Origin of the sequence: Thiohalocapsa halophila, assembly GCF_016583825.1 — a bacterium.
Lineage (GTDB): Bacteria > Pseudomonadota > Gammaproteobacteria > Chromatiales > Chromatiaceae > Thiohalocapsa > Thiohalocapsa halophila.
Window position 1 is genome coordinate 12,723 of record NZ_NRRV01000040.1, and the last position, 16,047, is coordinate 28,769.

Annotated in this window: 16 protein-coding genes; 15 read left to right on the plus strand and 1 reads right to left on the minus strand. The window is 68.5% G+C overall.

Going from position 1 to position 16,047, the window contains the following annotated elements:
- Nucleotides 1-376 precede the first annotated feature (376 nt).
- The 9 genes from aceE to CKO31_RS15880 all read left to right on the plus strand — a co-directional run bounded on the left by aceE (nucleotide 377) and on the right by CKO31_RS15880 (nucleotide 9,827).
- The gene (gene aceE / locus CKO31_RS15840) at nucleotides 377-3,031 is read left to right on the plus strand and encodes a pyruvate dehydrogenase (acetyl-transferring), homodimeric type (RefSeq protein ID WP_200239397.1); all 2,655 of its coding nucleotides are present in this window, start codon (nucleotides 377-379) and stop codon (nucleotides 3,029-3,031) included.
- Nucleotides 3,032-3,095: 64 nt separating this feature from the next.
- Nucleotides 3,096-4,850 carry a dihydrolipoyllysine-residue acetyltransferase gene (aceF, locus tag CKO31_RS15845; RefSeq protein ID WP_200239399.1) on the plus strand — a complete coding sequence of 585 codons (1,755 nt, stop codon included), beginning with the start codon at nucleotides 3,096-3,098 and terminating at the stop codon, nucleotides 4,848-4,850.
- 50 nt (nucleotides 4,851-4,900) lie between these two features.
- On the plus strand, nucleotides 4,901-5,125 hold the full coding sequence (locus tag CKO31_RS15850; RefSeq protein ID WP_200239401.1) for a hypothetical protein: 225 nt from the start codon (nucleotides 4,901-4,903) through the stop codon (nucleotides 5,123-5,125).
- A gap of 163 nt (nucleotides 5,126-5,288) precedes the next feature.
- Nucleotides 5,289-5,888 carry a hypothetical protein gene (locus CKO31_RS15855; protein ID WP_200239403.1) on the plus strand — a complete coding sequence of 200 codons (600 nt, stop codon included), beginning with the start codon at nucleotides 5,289-5,291 and terminating at the stop codon, nucleotides 5,886-5,888.
- A 150-nt stretch (nucleotides 5,889-6,038) separates the two neighbouring features.
- Nucleotides 6,039-6,281, plus strand: coding sequence for a hypothetical protein (locus CKO31_RS15860; RefSeq protein ID WP_200239405.1), 243 nt, complete (start codon nucleotides 6,039-6,041; stop codon nucleotides 6,279-6,281).
- Nucleotides 6,259-6,759: a PIN domain-containing protein gene (locus tag CKO31_RS15865; protein WP_200239407.1), complete on the plus strand. Its 501-nt coding sequence runs from the start codon at nucleotides 6,259-6,261 to the stop codon at nucleotides 6,757-6,759. The genes CKO31_RS15860 and CKO31_RS15865 overlap by 23 nt, the downstream gene beginning before the upstream one ends.
- Before the next feature lie 50 nt (nucleotides 6,760-6,809).
- Nucleotides 6,810-8,240, plus strand: coding sequence for a dihydrolipoyl dehydrogenase (lpdA, locus tag CKO31_RS15870; RefSeq protein ID WP_200239409.1), 1,431 nt, complete (start codon nucleotides 6,810-6,812; stop codon nucleotides 8,238-8,240).
- 152 nt (nucleotides 8,241-8,392) lie between these two features.
- Complete coding sequence (locus CKO31_RS15875) at nucleotides 8,393-9,493, plus strand: anthranilate phosphoribosyltransferase (RefSeq protein ID WP_200239411.1); 1,101 nt, start codon at nucleotides 8,393-8,395, stop codon at nucleotides 9,491-9,493.
- Nucleotides 9,494-9,503: 10 nt separating this feature from the next.
- Nucleotides 9,504-9,827: a Rieske (2Fe-2S) protein gene (locus CKO31_RS15880; RefSeq protein WP_200239413.1), complete on the plus strand. Its 324-nt coding sequence runs from the start codon at nucleotides 9,504-9,506 to the stop codon at nucleotides 9,825-9,827.
- A gap of 83 nt (nucleotides 9,828-9,910) precedes the next feature.
- Here the strand turns inward: CKO31_RS15880 and CKO31_RS15885 are convergent, their stop codons facing one another.
- Nucleotides 9,911-10,540, minus strand: coding sequence for a DUF2726 domain-containing protein (locus tag CKO31_RS15885; protein ID WP_200239415.1), 630 nt, complete (start codon nucleotides 10,538-10,540; stop codon nucleotides 9,911-9,913).
- 378 nt (nucleotides 10,541-10,918) lie between these two features.
- Between CKO31_RS15885 and ccmA the strand changes: the two genes are divergently transcribed.
- The 6 genes from ccmA to CKO31_RS15915 all read left to right on the plus strand — a co-directional run bounded on the left by ccmA (nucleotide 10,919) and on the right by CKO31_RS15915 (nucleotide 16,043).
- The gene (ccmA, locus tag CKO31_RS15890; protein WP_200239455.1) at nucleotides 10,919-11,548 is read left to right on the plus strand and encodes a cytochrome c biogenesis heme-transporting ATPase CcmA; all 630 of its coding nucleotides are present in this window, start codon (nucleotides 10,919-10,921) and stop codon (nucleotides 11,546-11,548) included.
- A 157-nt stretch (nucleotides 11,549-11,705) separates the two neighbouring features.
- Complete coding sequence (gene ccmB, locus CKO31_RS15895) at nucleotides 11,706-12,377, plus strand: heme exporter protein CcmB (protein WP_200239417.1); 672 nt, start codon at nucleotides 11,706-11,708, stop codon at nucleotides 12,375-12,377.
- A 138-nt stretch (nucleotides 12,378-12,515) separates the two neighbouring features.
- Entirely contained in the window at nucleotides 12,516-13,358 is an 843-nt protein-coding gene (gene ccsA / locus CKO31_RS15900) for a cytochrome c biogenesis protein CcsA (protein ID WP_200239419.1), read from the plus strand.
- Nucleotides 13,358-13,549, plus strand: a complete 192-nt coding sequence (gene ccmD, locus CKO31_RS15905) for a heme exporter protein CcmD (RefSeq protein WP_438874015.1) — start codon at nucleotides 13,358-13,360, stop codon at nucleotides 13,547-13,549. The genes ccsA and ccmD overlap by 1 nt, the downstream gene beginning before the upstream one ends.
- A complete protein-coding gene (ccmE, locus tag CKO31_RS15910) occupies nucleotides 13,546-14,046 on the plus strand; it encodes a cytochrome c maturation protein CcmE (RefSeq protein WP_200239421.1) in 501 nt (166 codons plus the stop codon). The genes ccmD and ccmE overlap by 4 nt, the downstream gene beginning before the upstream one ends.
- The gene (locus CKO31_RS15915) at nucleotides 14,043-16,043 is read left to right on the plus strand and encodes a heme lyase CcmF/NrfE family subunit (RefSeq protein WP_200239423.1); all 2,001 of its coding nucleotides are present in this window, start codon (nucleotides 14,043-14,045) and stop codon (nucleotides 16,041-16,043) included. The genes ccmE and CKO31_RS15915 overlap by 4 nt, the downstream gene beginning before the upstream one ends.
- Nucleotides 16,044-16,047 lie beyond the last annotated feature (4 nt).

Sequence of the window (16,047 nt, forward strand, 5' to 3'; positions counted from 1 at the left end):
GGCTCACCGGCGAGCGTCGGCGCGCGTCCACGCTGCGCGCCGGAGCAAGGCCGCACCACCGCCGCGAGCGGTGCGGCAAAAAGACCCCGGGCAGCAGCCGCTAGCCGGGGTTTTTTTATGGGCGAGCGAGCGCGCTTGCGGCAGAATCGCCGCGTATCCCAGGCCAACGGTGGCAGCATTGGGGTCTGTGATCATTCTTCCTGCCAATGATCAGTATTTGCCAATATTCCAGCCCTGGGTTAGCGTGCGCGCTCGCGCCGGCGCTCCCGCACCCTGGCGCCGGCATTGCCGCGCACCCGAGCGCCTGCTGATTTCAGCCGATCCGGCGTGGGCCGAATGCGCCGCCCGCCCAGCTTCCCATCGCACAGGAAGGTCCATGGCCAACAAGCCCGACATCGACCCGCAAGAGACCCAGGAGTGGCTCGAATCCCTCGAAGCCGTGCTGGAGCACGAGGGCACCGAGCGCGCCCACTATCTCCTTGAGCGCCTCATCGACAAGGCGCGCCGTTCCGGGGCCTATCTGCCGTTTAGCGCCAACACGGCCTATGTCAACACCATCCCGGTGCAGAAGCAGGCACGATTCTCAGGGGACCGGGCCATGGAGCGGCGCATCCGCTCCTTCGTGCGCTGGAACGCCATGGCTATGGTGGTCCAGGCCAATCGGCTGTCGACGGAGCTCGGCGGCCACATCTCGTCCTTCGCCTCCAGCGCCACGCTCTACGACGTCGGGCTGAACCATTTCTTTCGTGCCGCCAACAAGGACTTCGGCGGTGACCTGGTGTTCATCCAGGGCCACTCCGCCCCCGGCATCTACGCCCGCGCCTACCTCGAAGGCCGCCTGAGCGAAGACGAGCTCTACAGCTTCCGCCAAGAGGTCGACGGCAACGGGCTGTCGTCCTACCCGCATCCCTGGCTGATGCCCGGCTTCTGGCAGTTCCCGACGGTGTCCATGGGCTTGGGGCCCATCATGGCCATCTACCAGGCGCGCTTCATGCGCTACCTCGCCGACCGCGGGGTGGTGAACACCGACGGCCGCAAGGTCTGGGCCTTCCTCGGCGACGGCGAGATGGACGAGCCCGAGTCCCTCGGCGCCATCTCGCTCGCCGCCCGCGAGCGCCTCGACAACCTGGTCTTCGTGGTCAACTGCAATCTGCAGCGCCTGGACGGGCCGGTGCGCGGCAACGGCAAGATCATCCAGGAGCTGGAGGCCGTCTTCCGCGGCGCCGGCTGGAACGTCATCAAGGTCATTTGGGGCAGCTATTGGGACCCGCTGCTCGCCCGCGATACCAAGGGGCTGCTGTTGCAGCGCATGCAAGAATGCGTCGACGGCGACTACCAGGCCTACAAGGCCAAGGGCGGCGCCTACACCCGCGAGCACTTCTTCGGCAAGTATCCGGAGCTCGCGGACATGGTCGCCAACATGACCGACGAGGACATCTGGCGCCTGAACCGCGGCGGCCACGACCCGGCGAAGGTCTTTGCCGCCTATGCCGCCGCCATGGCCCACCAGGGCCAGCCGACGGTGATCCTGGCCAAGACGGTCAAGGGCTACGGCATGGGCATCGCCGGCGAGGGCCAGAACATCACCCACTCGCAGAAGAAGATGGGCGAGGCGGCGCTCAAGGCCTTCCGCGATCGGTTCAACATTCCGATCTCCGACGACCAGATCGGCGCCGCGCCCTTCTACAAGCCGCCGGCGGACAGCCCGGAGATGCAGTACCTGCACGAGCGCCGCGAGGCCCTCGGCGGCCCGCTGCCGGCGCGCAAGGCGGATTTCGCGCCGCTGCCGATCCCGGCGCTCGACACCTTCAAGCAGCTGCTGGAGTCCAGCGGCGAGCGCGAGATGTCCACCACCATGGCGCTGGTGCGGATGCTGACCATGATCATCCGCGACAAGGAGATCGGCAAGCTGGTGGTGCCCATCGTGCCGGACGAGGCGCGCACCTTCGGCATGGAGGGTATGTTCCGCCAGCTCGGCATCTACTCCCACGTGGGCCAGCTCTACGAGCCGGTGGACTCCGACCAGGTGATGTACTACCGCGAGGAGAAGAACGGCCAGGTGCTGCAGGAAGGCATCACCGAGGCCGGCGCCATGTCGTCCTGGATCGCCGCCGCCACGGCTTACGCCAACCACGGCCAGGCGATGATCCCCTTCTACATCTACTACTCCATGTTCGGCTTCCAGCGCGTCGGGGACCTGGTCTGGGCCGCCGGCGATATGCAGGCGCGCGGCTTCCTGCTCGGCGGCACCGCCGGGCGCACCACCCTCGCCGGCGAAGGGCTCCAGCACCAGGACGGCCACAGCCAGATCGTCGCCTCCACCATCCCGAACTGCGTCAGCTACGACCCGGCCTTCGCCTACGAGCTGGCCGTGATCGTGCAGGACGGCATGCGGCGGATGTACCAGGAGCGGGAGAACTGCTTCTACTACGTCACCGTCATGAACGAGAACTACCCGATGCCGGCCATGCCGGAGGGCGCCGAGGACGGCATCCGCCGCGGCCTCTACCGGTTCAGCCAGGCGGAGTCCGGCAAGCACAGGGTGCAGCTGCTCGGCAGCGGCACCATCCTGCGGGAGGTTATCGCCGCCGCCGAGCTGCTGGCGCGGGACTTCGACGTGGCCGCCGATGTCTGGAGCGTCACCAGCTTCAACGAGCTGCGCCGCGACGGCATCGACGCCGAGCGCTGGAACATGCTCCACCCCGACGCGTCCCCGCGCCTGCCCTATGTCGCCGAGCAGCTCGGCGAGACCGAGGGCCCCATCGTCGCCGCCACCGACTACATGCGCACCTATGCAGACCAGATCCGGCCCTACCTGCCCGGGCGCTACTTTACGCTGGGCACCGACGGCTACGGGCGCAGCGACATGCGCAGCCAACTGCGCAAGTTCTTCGAGGTGAACCGCTGGTACGTCGCCGTCGCCGCGCTCAAGGCGCTGGCGGACGCTGGCGAGATCACCCCCGGGCGCGTGCGCGAGGCCATCGAGAAGTACCGCATCGACCCCGAAAAGCCGAATCCGGTGACCGTCTAACCACGGTGTTGTTTGCGATCAACGCGACTCGCCAGAGCACGAACCGCATCCAGGAGAGCACACCGTGGCAAGCGTAGAGCAGGTCCTGCTGCCGGACATCGGCGACTTCGCCGAGGTGGAGATCATCGAGGTGCTGGTCGCCGAGGGCGACCGCATCGAGCCCGAGCAATCCATCCTGACGCTGGAGAGCGACAAGGCGACCATGGAGATCCCGTCGCCCGTCGGCGGCACGGTCAAGGAGCTGAAGGTCGCCGTCGGCGACAAGGTCAGCAAGGACATGCTGTTGATGACCGTGGAAACCGCCGACGGCGCGGCCGCGGGCGAGCCAGCGCCGGCCCCGGAAGAGACGGCCCCGGAGCCGGCCCCCGAGCCGGCGGCGTCCGCCGCGCCCTCCGCGCAGCCGGACACCGCCGAGCCGGCGGCGCCCGCCCCGGCGGCTGCCTCGCCCACCCCGTCATCCGGGGCTTCGTCGGCCGCCGCCGAGTCCATCCCGGTGCATCTGCCGGACATCGGCGACTTCACCGACATCCCCGTCATCGAGGTGCTGGTGGCGCCGGGCGATCACGTCGAGGTGGATCAGTCCATTCTGACCCTGGAGTCCGACAAGGCCACCATGGAGATCCCCTCGCCCGCCGCCGGCGAGGTGGAGTCCGTCGGCGTCAAGGTGGGGGATCAACTCAACCAGGGCGACCTGTTGCTGACGCTGCGGGGCAGCGCCGAGCAGCCCCCCGCCGACAGCGCGCCGGACAGCACCGCCGCCGAGGCCGGCGAGCCCGCAGCGGCGCCGGCGCAGCCGCAAGCCCCGGCGGAGCCGCCGGCAGCCGCCGGCCCAACCCCGGGCGAGGCGGCGCGGCGCAAGGCGCCGGTTTCGACCCGCCCGGCGGACATGCAGGCTTATGCTCCCGGCCGCACACCGCATGCGAGCCCGGCCGTCCGTCGCTTCGCCCGCGAGCTCGGCGTGGACCTGACACGCGTGAAGGGCAGCGGGCGCAAGAACCGCATCCTGAAGGACGACGTGCAGGCCTTCGTCAAACAAACCCTGGCGGCCGGGGCACCCCAAGCACCGGCGGGCGGTCTGCCCTTCCAGCTGCCGGCGGCGCCGGAGGTGGACTTCGGCAAGTTCGGGCAGGTGGAGACCCAGCCGCTCTCGCGCATCAAGAAGCTGAGCGGTAGCCATTTGCACCGCAGCTGGCTCTCGGTGCCCCATGTCACCCAGTTCGACGAGGCGGACATCACGGAGCTGGAGGCCTTCCGCAAGGACCAAAAGGCGGCCGCCGAGCAGGCCGGCGTCAAGCTCACCTTCATGCCCTTCCTGCTCAAGGCCGTCGCCGGCGCGCTCGCCCAGATGCCCATCCTCAAGGCATCGCTGGCCGCCGACGGCGAGAACCTGGTGATGAAGCACTACACCCACATCGGCGTGGCCGTGGACACGCCGAACGGCCTGGTTGTGCCGGTGCTGCGGGACGTGGACAAGAAGGGCTTGTTCGACCTCGCGCGGGAGTTGATGGCGGTGAGCGGTAAGGCCCGCGACGGCAAGCTCCTGCCCGGCGACATGCAGGGCGGTACCTTCACCGTCTCCAGCCTCGGCGGCATCGGCGGCACCGCCTTCACGCCCATCGTCAACGCCCCGGAGGTGGCCATCCTCGGCGTCTCCCGCTCCGAGACCAAGCCCGTGTGGAACGGCGAAGAATTCGCGCCGCGCCTGCTGCTGCCGCTGTCGCTGTCCTATGACCACCGCGTTGTCGACGGCGCCGACGGCGTGCGCTTCACCACGCTGCTGGCGAGCCTGCTCGGGGATATTCGGCGGCTGCTGCTGTAGCTGATGGACTATGCTTGCCGCCAACAGGCCCGCTCATCGCAAACATTGGCATGCCCGACATCAGCCCAGGCTTGATCCAGCAGACGCTCCAGCGCGTCCTGGACTCCCAGCGCGAAACCCGGGAAGACGTGCGCGAGATCAAGTCACGTCTCGGCAGCTTGGAGGGCGTCGTCGCGAACCTACACGTGTTTCTCGCCGAGCAGTCCGTCCGGCTCGACCGGTTCGCGGACCGGCTTCAACGCGTCGCGCGACGGCTGGACATCGCCGACGCCTGAGCTCGCGCTGGTTGAGAAGCGCCGCCCATCAGGCCCGCCCCTGCGGCCGGGCGCTGCCGGTCACCGAGGCATTGCCTGACTCGGGACATAGGCGGGGGGTCGCCGAAGCTCCACAATATCGCCTGATTCTGAACTTCCACCGACGCTGTATGAGGTGCAAGCCATGACCGGGCGAGCCGTACGAGAGTCCATCCAGGGGCAGCCGTTCAACGATGTGCTGAACGAGCTGCACGCACACACCTTCTCGGGCTCGCCCGGGGAGTCCGACCCCTTCACGCTCGGCGAGCTGGAGCGAGCGTACATCGCCTTCGCCCTGGCGCTCTACTATCAGTGCGGGCACTGCCGGGTGTACCACGGCAAGGTCATCGACCGCCTGCGCAGTAAGGCCGGCCTGCCCGAGTGGCACTGGCAGGACGAGCTGGTGAAGACCGTCCTTTTCCTGCGCACCAGCAAGGCGAGCCTGTCCGAGCCCGAATGGGACGGCTGGGTAGCGTCCTGGCGGCGCTTCGCCGGGCGCATCCACCACCGCCATCCGGGCCTCGCCTGCGCCACGGCCTATGCCATCGGCATCTCCCGCGCCGACGAGGCACTGATGGACATGGCCTTCGAGTCCCTAAAGGACCGCTGGCCGGACCCGCAGACGCTGCTCGGCGTGATCCGCGACATCGACCGGGTGGTGGTCTTCATGAAGGCGGCGACCTCCAAGAACCGCACCGACCCCATCGTGCGCCGGCAGCTCGGGGGCTGCGGGCTGCGGGTCTAGGCTGGCCGCCGACACTGTCCGAGCTCCCAGCCGACTCTCGCCTCGGCCTGCCGCGGCCAACCCTGGGCGATGACCCAGATTTGACGCATGTGCCAGATGGTGCTACACGTAAAGCACGTGCAGCCGAGTCAAGGGGGAGCAGGACAGCGCATGCGCCGCAATATTACACTTGCCGTGGATCAGGAGCTGATCGGAAAGCTCAAAACCATCGCAGCGGAGCAAGGGACGTCCGTCAGCGGCCTGCTCCGCGGGGAGCTGCAGCGGCTCGTCGAGCGCAACGAGCGGTTCGAGCAGGCCCGCAGCGGAGCGCTCGCCGATTTGGCTGCGGGCTTCGACCTGGGTGGACGGACCAGCAGTCGCGATGAGCTGCATGACCGCGAAGCCCTTCGTTGACACCAATATCCTGCTCTACGCCTACGACCGGCGGGCGGAAGAGCGCCGGCTGACCGCGGCGGCCCTGGTGAGTGCACTCTGGCGGCGCGGCGGCGGCATCCTGAGCACCCAGGTGCTTCAGGAGTTCTATGTCAACGTCACGCGCAAGATCGCGACGCCGCTGCCGTCCGCTAAGGCGCGGAGTGTCGTCGAGCATTACTGCACCTGGCAAGTGGAGCAAAATGGCTGCGATACGGTGCTGCACGCGACGCAGATTCAGCAACTGCATCAGTTGTCTTTCTGGGATGCGCTCATCATCGCCGCCGCCGCACAGGGCGGCGCCGACACGCTGCTGTCGGAGGATCTGAACCCTGGCCAGATCATCGCCGGGGTGCGCGTGGTGAACCCCTTCGCGCCGGACGATCCCAGTATTCGCGCCCTGCTCGACACAGGCGTCGGCGAGGCCCCCGGGGCGGCCTACGCACCGCAGACCGCCTGACGACGGCCCACGCGCAATCGGAACACTTCCTCAGTCTCAATGGCGTCCCCATGACCGACTCACCTCCCGTCAAAGAGCTCACCGCCCAGGTCGCCGTGCTCGGCGCCGGCCCCGGCGGCTATACGGCGGCCTTCCGCGCCGCGGACTTGGGGCTGCGGGTGGTGCTCATCGAGCGTTATCCGACCCTCGGCGGGGTCTGCCTCAATGTCGGCTGTATCCCGTCCAAGGCGCTGCTGCACACCGCCGCCGTCATCGAAGAGACCAAAGGCATGGGCGCCATGGGCGTCACCTTCGCGCCGCCGGAGATCGATCTCGACAAGATGCGCACCGGCAAGGACAAGGTGGTCAAGAAGCTCACCACGGGTCTCTCGAGCATGGCCAAGCAGCGCGGCGTAGAAGTGGTCCAGGGCACCGGGCGCTTCGAGGCGCCGAACCGCATCGGCGTGGACAGCCGCGAGGGCAAGGTCACGGTGGCCTTCGACAACTGCATCATCGCCGCCGGCTCCTGCCCCATCCGCATCCCGGGCTTCCCGCACGACGACCCCCGGGTGATGGACTCCACCGATGCGCTGCAGATCGACGGCATCCCCGAGCGCATGCTGGTGGTCGGCGGCGGCATCATCGGCCTGGAGATGGCGAGCGTCTACGCGGCCCTAGGCAGCCGCATCGACGTGGTGGAGCTCAAAGACCAGCTCATGCCCGGCGCCGACCTGGACCTGGTGCGCGCCTTCCAGAAGGTCATCAAGAAGCGCTACAACAAGATCTTCCTGGAGACCAAGGTCTCGCGCATGGAAGCCACCGGCGCGGGCATCAAGGTGGAATTCGAGGGCAAGTCCCCGGGCGAGGACACCTACGACAAGGTGCTGGTGGCCATCGGCCGTCGCCCCAACGGCAAGCTCGTCAACGCGGAGGCCGCCGGCGTCAAGGTGGACGAGCACGGCTTCATCAAGACCGACCAGCACATGCGCACCAATGTGCCCAACATCTTCGCCATCGGCGACGTCGTCGGCGGCCCCATGCTGGCGCACAAGGCCACCCACGAGGGCAAGGTGGCCGCGGAGGTCATCGCCGGCGAGCCGGCGCTCTTCGACCCGCTCACCATCCCGTCCGTGGCCTACACCGACCCGGAAGTCGCCTGGATGGGCCTCACCGAGCACGAGGCCAAGGAACAGGGCATCGAGGTGGAGAAAGGCGTCTTCCCCTGGGCCGCCAGCGGCCGGGCACTCGGCATCCACCGCGACGAGGGCCTCACCAAGCTCCTGTTCGACCCCGAGACCAAGCGCATCCTCGGCGCCGGCATCGTCGGCCCCAACGCCGGCGAGCTCATCGGCGAGACCGTGCTGGCGCTGGAGATGGGCGCGGACATGGAGGACATCGGCATGAGCATCCATCCGCACCCGACGCTGAACGAGACCATCGGGCTGGCCGCCGAGATGGCCCACGGCTCCATCACGGATCTGCTGCCGCCCAAGAAGCGCTGAGCGCGACCGCGACGGCTGCCATCCCAGCGGGTGCGCCGAAGGTTGCCGACGCCCCGCGCCGCCGGCTTGAAGCACCGTCCATCCACCCCGAATTCGAGCCATCAGCGGCGCGCAGGCGCGCGACGGTTCAACACAGCAGGCAGTCAGACGCGATGAACGACATCCAACGCACGATGCGCTCCATTATCCAGCGCATCGCCACCGGCCCCGAGCTCTCCAAGGATATTTCGCTGGACGAGGCTCGCCTCGGCATGCAGGCCATCCTCGACGCCGAGGTGGACCCGGTGCAGGGCGGCATTTTCATGATCGCCATGCGCATGAAGCGCGAGACCGACGACGAGCAGCGCGGCGTGCTCGAGGCCGTGCGCGCGGCCACCGACCACGCGGTGGCCGAGGTCGACGAGGTGGTGGATATCGCCGACCCCTACGACGGCTACAACCGCTGCCTGCCGGCCTCGCCCTTCCTGGCCCCCGTGCTCGCCGAGTGCGGGGTGCCCGCGGTGAGCCACGGCCTGGATGCCGTCGGGCCCAAGTTCGGCGTCACCCACCGCCATGTGCTAGAGGCCGCCGGCATCCCCGTCGACCTCTCCCCGCAGGAGGCCGCCGCGCGCATCGGCGACCCGGCCGTCGGCTGGAGCTATGTGGACCAGCGCGCCTTCACGCCCAAGCTGCACGATCTGGTGCCCCTGCGCGGCACCATCGTCAAGCGTCAGGTGGTCACCACCGTGGAGGTCATGGCCCGGCCCATCCACGGCCGCAAGAAGACCCACCTGGTGACGGGCTATGTGCACAAGCCCTACCCGCGCATCTACGCTCTGTTGGCCCGCCACGCGGGCTTCGACTCGGGCCTGCTGGTGCGCGGCGTCGAGGGCGGCGTGGTGCCGTCACTGCGCCAAAAGGGCGTCTGCTTCAACTACCAGCGCATGGGCGAGGAGCAGTCCTTCGACATCGACCCCGCAGCGCTGGGCATCGAGCAGAGCGTGCGCGCCCCGCAGCTGCCGGAAGACCTGCCCACCGCCAGCCGCCCCGGGGACGAGATCGCCGTGGCCGTGGACGTGCGCGCCACCGCCCAGGCCGCCGCACAGGCCGGTATGGCGGCACTGGAGGGCCAGCGCGGCCCCACTTATGACAGCCTGGTGTTCTCCGGTGCGCTGATCCTCTGGCACCTGGGCCGCGAGCAGACCCAGCATGCCGGCGCGGACCGCATCCGCGCCGTGCTCGACTCGGGCGCCGCCGCCCGGCGGCTGCGCTGAGGGCGGCGCCATGGAAAAGCAGCTCACGGACATCGGCGCCGCCGCCGACATCGACCCCGGCAAATTCACCACGGTCACGGTGGGCGGGCGCGGCTACATCGTGGCCCGCGTCGAGGACCGCTTCTACGCCGTGGAAGACAATTGCAGCCACGAGGACTATCCGCTGTCCTACGGCTGCCTGGACGGCGCCTACATCAAGTGCTCACTGCACGGCAGCTGGTTCAGCCTGGAGAGCGGCGAGCCCCAGGAGCCGCCCGCAGACGAGCCCATCGCCACCTTTCGGGTGCTGGAGCGTGACGGGCGTTTACTGCTAGACACGTCCCAGCCGGCTTGACCCCCAGCTGATCCCGCCAGCTGACCCCCCAGCTGTGACCCTCTAGACCCGCCGCCCCGGCACGGCCGGTGGGCGACGGGAGCTCAGCGCCGCGACCGCCCGCCGTTCTCGCGCCCGCCGGGCTCCTGCATGGCTGCCGCCAGCTCGGCGAGGAGTGACTCCTCGTCGGGCCCAACAGGGTCGGGGGTTGGCGCGATCCGCACCTCCGCGCTCTCGATGGCATCCAGCAGCTCCCGGCGCATCGCGGTCAGCTCATAGCCGTCCGCGAGCGTGAGCTCCACCCAGGGCAGCCCCGCATCCGCACAAGCGGTGCGCAGCACGGCCAGCTCCCGCCGCCGTGCCCGGCTCGGCTCCGGCGGACTCGCCAGCACCGCGCACAGCGGGTAGGCATCCGCCGCCGAGCACACCAGGAAATCGAACACCCGCCCCCCCAGGGCCTGCATCGCAGCGCGGCGCCGGCGGCGGCCGAGGTCGCTGTCGCCGACCAGCACAGCGCCGGCGCCCACCCGCGCAAACACCCGGAAATCCCGCCCCACGGCCTCCTCCACGGTGCCGAGACAAAGGCGCTCCTGGAAATCGAGAAAGCCATCCCGGCGCTCGTAGGCGAAGGTCCGCCGCGGACGAATCAGGCGCGAGAACAGCCCGAGCACGTGAAAGAACAGACCGGCCACCGCCAAGCCGGCGGCGAAGACCATGATGTAGAACGGCTCCAAGGCGAGGCTCCCCCAAGACAACGGCTGTGCAGCAGCGCCACTGCGCCGGTGCGAAGCGACCCGGCCGACGCAGCCTAGCCCGCTATTGTAACCGGGCGCAGATCGGCGCCGCGCCGCCGCGCGATCAGCCGCAGGGCAACGGCCTCGGTTGTGGTGCCAGCGGTCAGGCTGTATCGTCACCGCCGCCGCAGCGCAGGGGAAGGCTCTGGGCCGGCCGCACATGGTTCGCCGCGTACGGCTGCATCCCCGTGTGACTTCGCTTCGGTCACAGCACGAGCACCGTTTGCCCCCAAACCTTGACCCCAGACCTTAATCCCACAACGGCCGCCGCGGCCGCCAGCGCCGTCTAAAATGCCAGCCGAAAGCCCGTCCAATCCCCTGCTTGAAGTCGAGGACCTCGCGTGCCGTCGCGGCGACCGCACGCTGTTCACGGCGCTCAGCTTCGGCCTGCCCGCGAGCACCCTGTTGCACGTGCGCGGGCGCAACGGCAGCGGCAAGACCACGCTGCTGCGGGCCCTGTGCGGACTGCTGCGACCGGACGCCGGCACCATCCGCTGGCGCGGCGAGGCGATCACGGCGCTAGCGGACGACTACAACCGCGAGGTCCTCTACTTCGGCCACCTGAACGGCATCAAGGCCGACCTCACCGGCCAGGAGAACCTGCGCGTGGCGGCAACCCTCGACCAAGACCCGATCAGCGATGCCGCCATCACCGACGCGCTGGCGCAGATCGGCCTCGCCGGCTTCGAGGACCTGCCAACGCGCATGCTCTCCCAGGGCCAGAAAAAGCGGGTCGCGCTGGCGCGCTTGATCTTGAGCAAGGCACCGCTGTGGATCCTGGACGAGCCTTTCACCGCGCTGGACACCGACGCCGTGGCGCTGCTGGAGCGGCGCATCGCCGGCCATGTCGCCGCCGGCGGCGCGGTGGTGCTGACCACGCATCAGGAGGTTCAGCTGACACAGGGCGAGATTCAGCGCTTGACGCTTGAGAGCGCACCTTCGCAATGATCGAGTACGGAATACGGAGTACCGAGTACGTGGTGCTGCCGCGAGAACCCGTCTTGCGCCGGCGCAACAGTCCGCGGCGAACAGATTTGCCGGCAGCAGATCGGGCGCAGCATCGGCGCCCCCGTACTTCGCACTTCGTACTCCGCACTTCTCCAACATGCTGAACGTCTTCTGGTGCATCCTCCAGCGCGACCTCACCCTCGCACTGCGCCGCCGCACGGACGTGCTGACGACGCTGTTCTTTTTCGTCATCGTGGTGAGCCTGTTTCCGCTCGGGGTGGGCAGCGAGCGGGAGCTGCTGCGCATGCTGGGGCCCGGCGTGGTCTGGGTAGCGGCGCTGCTCGCGTCCATGCTGGCGCTGGAGCGGCTGTTCGCGGCGGACTACGACGACGGCACCCTGGAGCAGCTGCTGCTGGCGGGCCAGCCGCTGTCGCTGCTGGTGCTGGCGAAGATCCTCGCGCACTGGCTGCTCACCGGCCTGCCGCTGGTGGTGGTCGCCCCGCTGATGGCGATGCAGTATTCGCTGGAGGCCACCGCCATCTGGGTGATGATGGCCGCGCTCGCCCTGGGCACGCCGGTGCTGAGTCTGCTCGGCGCCATCGGTGCGGCGCTGACCCTGGGGCTGCGCGGCGGCGGCATCCTGCTGTCGCTGCTGATCCTGCCGCTGTACATCCCGGTGCTGGTGTACGGGGCGGGCGCCGTGAGCGTCAGCGTCATCGAAATTGCCGACACTCAGCCCTACTTCGCGTTGTTAGGCGCCTTCCTCCTCGGCGGGCTGGTGCTGGCGCCGCCGGCGGCTGCCGCGGCGTTGCGGATCTCCATGGAATGATGGCTGTCGCAGCTTGCAGCATGCGTCGGCCGGACTTCGGCAAACCCGAAGTATTGCCCGGTTTTCTTGAGCTTGACGCCGGCTTACCCCTAAATCGCCCCCTGATGATGGTGATACACTGACGGATCGCCGAAGGCTATGAAGATCAACTGGTTCAAATACGCCTCCCCCACCGCCTTCTATCCGGTGGCAGGCCGGCTCGTGCCCGTGTTCGGGGTGGCGGCGCTGGCGCTGATGCTCTTTGCGCTCTACTGGGGCTTCTTCGAGACCCCGGAGCGCCTGGGCGGCACCAATCCGCAGAAGGAGTACTACCGCATCATCTTCATCCACGTGCCGGCGGCCTGGATGTCCATGTGGCTGTACCTGGTGCTCGCGGCCTGGTCCGCGGTGGGGCTGGTGTTCAACACGCGCCTCAGCTTCATGATGGCCAATGCCGTGGCCCCCACCGGCGCCATCTTCACCTTCCTGGCGCTCTGGACCGGGGCCTTCTGGGGCCGGCCCAGCTGGGGCACCTACTGGGATTGGGACCCGCGGCTGACCTCCGAGCTGATCCTGTTCTTCTTGTACATCGGCTTCATGGCCCTGCACTCCGCCATCGACGACAACCGCCGGGCGGACCAGGCCGCGGCCCTGCTGGCCATCGTCGGGCTGGTGATGCTGCCCATCATCTACTGGTCCATCAACTGCCCGGACCCGAACAACTGCGCGGCGCTGCACCAGCGCTCGTCCGTGACGGACATCGAGTCCAACATCCTCACCGCCATGTTGGTCATGACCCTGGGCTTCTGGCTCTACTCCTTCGCCGCGGCCTTCGCACGGCTGCGCAACATCATCCTATTGCGCGAGCAGGACAGCGCCTGGGTGCGCAAGATGGTGGACGAGGCCGGCGCCGGTCCGTCCAGCAGCCCCCCGCCCGGCGCCGGCGCGGCCGATGGGCTGGATGCGGGCGGTCACCGGGCCAGCCGGGGGGTGAGCGTCTGATGCAGGGTCTGATCGACTTCCTCAGCCAAGGCGGCTACGCCTTCTATGTCTGGAGCGCCTTCGGCATGACCTTCGCACTGCTCGTCGCGGAGGTCGTGGTGCTGCGCCGCAGCCGTCGAACCATTTTGCAGCGCGTCGGTCGATTGGCCAGACTGCGCACGCAGAACGTGCCACCGGGAGAGCCATCATGAAAGCAAGACAAAAGCGCCTCATGTTCGTCGGCGTCGCCGTGGTCGGCGTCGGTATCGCCGCATCGCTGGCGCTCACGGCGCTGAACAGCAACATTGCCTACTTCTTCAGCCCGAGCCAGGTGCAGGCCGGCGAGCATCCCACAGATGCCGTGTTCCGTGTCGGCGGCCTGGTGGTGGAGGACACGCTGAAGCGCCAGGAGGACGGCCTGACGGTGCACTTCGACGTCACCGACAACGCCGAGATCGTCAACGTGAGCTACACCGGCATCCTGCCCGATCTGTTCGGTGAGGGTCAGGGCGTGGTGGCCAAGGGCCGCATCGGCACAGACGGCGTCTTCTACGCCGATCAGGTGCTGGCCAAGCACGACGAGTCCTATATGCCGCCGGAGGTGGAAGACACCCTGCAGACCGCCCACGCCAAGGGCGTCGTCGAGACCTCCACCGAATCCATGCCCGCCGCCTCCATGCCGGCCACTGGCCAAACGGTGACCCAATGATCCCGGAGCTCGGACACTTCGCGCTCATCCTGGCGCTGCTTCTGGCCGTCGTCCAGGCGGCCTTTCCGCTGGCGGGCTCGCTCTCGGGCAACCGCCCCTGGATGACCATGGCCCGACCGCTCGCCTACGGCCAGCTGACCATGATCGCCGTCGCCTTCCTCGCGCTGACGCAGGCCTTCCTGACCAGCGATTTCTCGGTGCTCTACGTCGCCCAGCACTCCAACACCCTGCTGCCCACCATCTACAAGATCTCCGCGGTCTGGGGCGGGCACGAGGGCTCGCTGCTGCTGTGGGTACTGATGATGGCGGCCTGGGGCGCTGCGGTGGCGGCCTTCAGCGGCAACCTGCCGCTCACCGTCGTCTCCCGCGTCATCTCGGTGCAGGGCATGATCGCCATCGGCTTTCTGCTGTTCATGCTGCTCACGTCCAATCCCTTCGAGCGGCTGTTCCCGGTGCCTGCCGAAGGGCGGGACCTGAATCCGCTGCTGCAGGACCCGGGGCTGGCCATCCACCCGCCCATGCTCTACATGGGCTATGTGGGCTTCTCGGTGGCCTTCGCCTTCGCCGTCGCCGCCCTCATCGGCGGGCGGCTCGATGCCGCCTGGGCGCGCTGGTCCCGCCCATGGACCACGGTGGCCTGGGTCTTTCTCACCATCGGCATCATGCTCGGCTCCTGGTGGGCCTACTACGAGCTCGGCTGGGGCGGCTGGTGGTTCTGGGACCCGGTGGAGAACGCCTCGCTCATGCCCTGGCTGGTGGGCACGGCGCTGATCCACTCCCTGGCGGTCACCGAAAAGCGCGCGGCCTTCAAGAGCTGGACCGTGCTGCTGGCCATCTGCGCCTTCTCGCTGAGCCTGCTCGGCACCTTCCTGGTGCGCTCGGGCGTGCTTACCTCGGTGCACGCCTTCGCCACCGACCCATCCCGCGGGCTCTTCATACTGCTCTTCCTGTGCGTCGTCGTCGGCGGCTCGCTGGCGCTCTACGCCTGGCGGGCGCCGGAGGTCTCGGACGGCGGGCGCTTCAGCCTGCTCTCGCGGGAGTCGGCGCTGCTCGGCAACAACCTGATCTTCGTCGCCTTTACCGTGCTGGTGCTCTTCGGCACGCTCGCACCGCTCATCTACGAGGCCTTCAACTGGGGCAAGATCTCCGTCGGCTTCCCCTGGTTCAACAAGATGTTCCTGGCGCTCTCGCCCTTCCTGGCGGTGCTGATCGGCCTTGGCCCCGCCATGCGTTGGAAGCACGACGAGCCCCTGCGCTTGGTGAAGACCCTGTGGTGGGCCCTGGCGCTCGCCGTCGCGGTGCTGGCCATCAGCGCCCTGCCCATGTTCAACACCAAGACGCTCTGGGTGCCCGTTGGCCTGGCGCTGGCCGCGTGGCTCCTCTTCGCCCATATCGCCATCGTGCGCGAGCGCCTGCGCAACAAGGGCGGACTCAAGCGCATGGGCCCCGCCATCCTGGCCGACCTGCGCGGCAGCGGGCGGAGCTTCTACGGCATGGTCACCGCCCACGTCGGCGTGGCCATGTTCGTGGTGGGCGTCACCGTCCTCTCCAACTACCAGCTGGAGGAGGACGTGCGCATGTCGCCCGGGGACAGCTACGAAATGGCCGGCTACCGCTTCGAGTTCCTCGGCGCCCAGCAGGCACCCGGGCCGAACTACATGGCTCAGCGCGGCGAGTTCAATGTCTACCGCGGCGACCGCCAGGTCACGAAGCTCTATCCCGAGAAGCGGTCCTATATGGGCGGCGGCATGCCCATGACCGAGGCGGCCATCGACCCCGGCCTGTTCCGCGACATCTATGTCTCCCTGGGGGAGCCGGTGGGCAGCACGGGCGACTGGGCGCTACGGCTCTACTACAAGCCCTTCGTGCGCTGGATCTGGCTCGGTGCCATCCTCATGGCACTGGGCGGCGGGCTCGCCGTGTCCGATCCGCGCTACCGCCTCGCCGGTGCCAAGGCGCGCAAGCCCGCTGCGGACACCGCGGCGGCCACCGCCTGAGGAC